Genomic DNA, 3,083 nt, shown 5'->3' on the forward strand with positions numbered 1-3,083 from the left:
GTCGGCGTCCTGGTGACCGGGCTCGTTCGCGTTCACGTCCGGGCCCTGGTCGGGACCGTCCGACTTCTCCTTCGCGCCCTCGGCACCCTCAGCGCCCTCGTTCGCGTCGCTTGCCTCACCGCTCTCGTCGGCGTCCTGGTGGCCCGGCTCGTTCGCGTTCACGTCCGGCCCCTGGTCGGCACCGTCCGACTTCTCCTCGGTACCTCTGTCGGACTGCTGCGACGTCGACTTGTCGGGCTTGCTGCCGCTGTCGGCCTGGGCCGTCATCACCCCACCGACGCCGAGCGTGCCGATCACGGCAGAGGCGGCGATGACGGCGAGGTTGCGCCTGATGTTTCGCATGGTCTTCTCCCTTCGTCGACCGCACACTGCGGACTGACATGACCACCGTGCAGGCCCGCGGCTGTGAGGACGCTGAGCATCGCTGAGAACCCGCACATCGAACGACGTCACCTGCGTTCACAGCCCCCTCTCAGCGGTTGCCTGCGAACATCGTGCTCATCAGATCTACACGGAAAGGCTTTAACGATGCGCGTGCTCTTGGTGGAGGACGAGGTCAGGCTCGCCGAGACCATCAGGCGCGGGTTGGTGGCGGAGGGCTTCGTGGTCGATTTCGCTCACGACGGGATCACTGGTCTCGAGGAGGCATTGACCTCGTCGTACGACGTCATCGTGCTCGACATCATGCTCCCCCGCCTCAACGGCTATGACGTGTGCCGGCGCCTACGCAGTGCCAACAACTGGACGCCGATCCTGATGCTGACGGCCAAGGACGGGGAGTACGACCAGGTCGACGCCTTCGACCTGGGCGCCGACGATTACCTGACCAAGCCGTTCTCCTTCGTCGTGTTGGTGGCCCGCCTACGTGCGCTCGTTCGGCGCGGGGCGCCGGAGCGACCTGCTCGCCTGCAGGTGGGTGACCTGAGCCTGGACCCGAGCACCCGGGTCGTCGAGCGGGCCGGGGTGGAGGTCTCGCTGACGCCGCGCGAGTTCGGCTTGCTGCACTTCTTGATGCGCCATCGCGGTGACGTGGTGTCGAAGAACGAGATCCTGCAGAGCGTGTGGGATCTCAATTACGACGGCGATGACAATGTGGTCGAGGTCTACGTCGGCTACCTTCGTCGCAAGATCGACCAGCCTTTCGGTCGCAAGGCGATCACGACTGTGCGGGGTGCGGGGTACCGCTTGGAGGGCGACGGTGGTTAGGCCGTGGCGTTCGACGGGCGGGATCCGGGTGCGGACCTCTGCGACGGCCACGGTCATTGTCGCCTTGGTGCTCGCTCTGGCCTCGGTGATATTCGTGGTCCTTCAGCGCCACCAGTTGGAGGCGTCCCTGACCGATGTCGCGCGCCAGCAGGCCAGCGATGTCGCTGCTCAGGTCGTACGAGAGGGCTCCGCGGTCGACCTGGTCGGTGGCGGAGGTGATCAGTCTCTGATCCAGATCGTCGATGCGAGTGGCTCGGTGGTGGCGGCCAGCGGATCGGTCGCCGGGGAGCCACCCGTCGTCGACTTACGGCCGGGGTCAGGACAGGTGCTGGTGGTCGCGGGAGCAAAGCTCCCGATCGGTGATGGCGAGGACTTCGTGGTCGTGGCCGAAGGCGTCTCCGGCCCGGACGGACCCGTGGTGGTCCTGGCTGCCCAGAGTCTCGAAACCGTTCACGAGTCGACCTCGATCGTCGGTCGGCTGCTGCTCATCGGCTACCCCCTGATCCTGCTACTGGTGGCGTTGACGCTGTACTGGCTCACCGGCAGGGCGCTCGCACCGGTGGAGGCTATCCGCCGACGGGTCGCCGGCATCGACGGAACGGCGACGCTGTCCGCGCGGGTCCCGGTGCCACGGGGAAGAGATGAGATCGCTCGACTGGCCGAGACGATGAACGCCATGCTCACCAGGCTCCAGGCCGGGGCCGAGGCGCAGCGGCGCTTCGTTGGCGATGCGTCACACGAGCTCAGGAGCCCTCTGGCCACGATCCGCGCGGCCCACGAGATCCAGAGCCTGCACCCGGAATCGGGCGACTGGGTATCGGCCTCTGCCGAGGTGCTCTCCGAGCTCGATCGCGTCGACCGGTTGGTGGCCGATCTGCTCCTGCTCGCGCGTGCTGACGAGCACGGCCTCGCCCTGCGTATGCGTGACGTCGACCTCGACGACCTCGTCAGGTCCGACGTCGCGAGGCTCGCGCGCACCGGACAACCCGAGGTCAGGTTCTCCGCCCCACCGGTCCGCGTCTTCGGCGACGCGCATCACTTGGCCCGCGCGCTGCGCAACCTCACGGACAACGCGCAACGCCACGCACGAACCGAGGTCGAGGTTCTCCTGTCACGCAACGGTGCGACAGCACACATCGACGTTCTCGACGACGGCCCCGGGATCGCCGTGGATGAGCGTGAGCGAGTTTTTGAACGCTTCGTTCGCCTCGATGATTCGCGCGCCCGCGACAGCGGAGGGACGGGTCTCGGGCTCCCGATCGCCCGTCAGATTGCCCGCGCGCATGGTGGCGAGCTGATAGTCGATGACGATCATGGCCGCACCCGCTTCCGGCTGACCGTGCCCATCTCTGACTCCGATCGGAACCAACACCGTTGACCAGTCCCCCGAGTCGTCCGCTCCGAATGTCGCTGCTTGCTGAATCCTGCCCCCCTCGTAGCGAAGCGCCATCGCAGTGCCGCCCTTGACCGCACCCTCGGGGAGCATCTGACCGACCACGACCATCGCCATCGTCACTTGGCGGCGCAACGACCCCATGTCGTCGGCCTCCAGATTGCGGATCCGCTGCTCAAGCGATTTGAGGTTGGGTGGCGGCGTCGAGTACGTCACGATGCACTTCCCTTTGCCGGAGCCCTGCGTAGCTCGCGTTGCAGCTTGGCGTACTCGACGCGAGCCACGAGGCCTTCCTTGCGAGCATCGCGGGCGGCGTCGAGAAGACGGCCCCTCTCAATCCGACGTCTGCAGTCAAGGATCGCGTCAGCAACCCGCATTGCCAGAAGTCCCTCGTAGTGAGTCAGGTTGGGGGCCTCTCCACTCGGCGGCGCGCTTACGTCCATGAAGGCCGGCAGCTTCGCTCGCGTGCGTTTCGGCGACACGA

The 3,083-nt window shown here is 66.6% G+C and carries 4 protein-coding genes; 2 read left to right on the forward strand and 2 right to left on the reverse strand.

Translation table 11 applies throughout. From position 1 onward, the window contains the following. A partial coding sequence (locus tag H7290_RS18525) for a hypothetical protein (protein ID WP_290515496.1) occupies positions 1–342 on the reverse strand: 342 nt, incomplete at its 3' end. A 186-nt stretch (positions 343–528) separates the two neighbouring features. Between H7290_RS18525 and H7290_RS18530 the strand changes: the two genes are divergently transcribed. Further along, the gene (locus H7290_RS18530; RefSeq protein ID WP_290515497.1) at positions 529–1,206 is read left to right on the forward strand and encodes a response regulator transcription factor; all 678 of its coding nucleotides are present in this window, start codon (positions 529–531) and stop codon (positions 1,204–1,206) included. A 28-nt stretch (positions 1,207–1,234) separates the two neighbouring features. Next, positions 1,235–2,584, forward strand: coding sequence for a HAMP domain-containing sensor histidine kinase (locus tag H7290_RS18535; protein ID WP_290515498.1), 1,350 nt, complete (start codon positions 1,235–1,237; stop codon positions 2,582–2,584). A 227-nt stretch (positions 2,585–2,811) separates the two neighbouring features. Here H7290_RS18535 and H7290_RS18540 read toward each other — a convergent pair. Continuing rightward, positions 2,812–3,083, reverse strand: a 272-nt coding sequence (locus H7290_RS18540; RefSeq protein ID WP_290515499.1) for a hypothetical protein, incomplete at its 5' end; no start/stop codon positions are given.

The sequence above is a fragment of the Aeromicrobium sp. genome (genome assembly GCF_014378035.1).
GTDB lineage: Bacteria > Actinomycetota > Actinomycetes > Propionibacteriales > Nocardioidaceae > Aeromicrobium.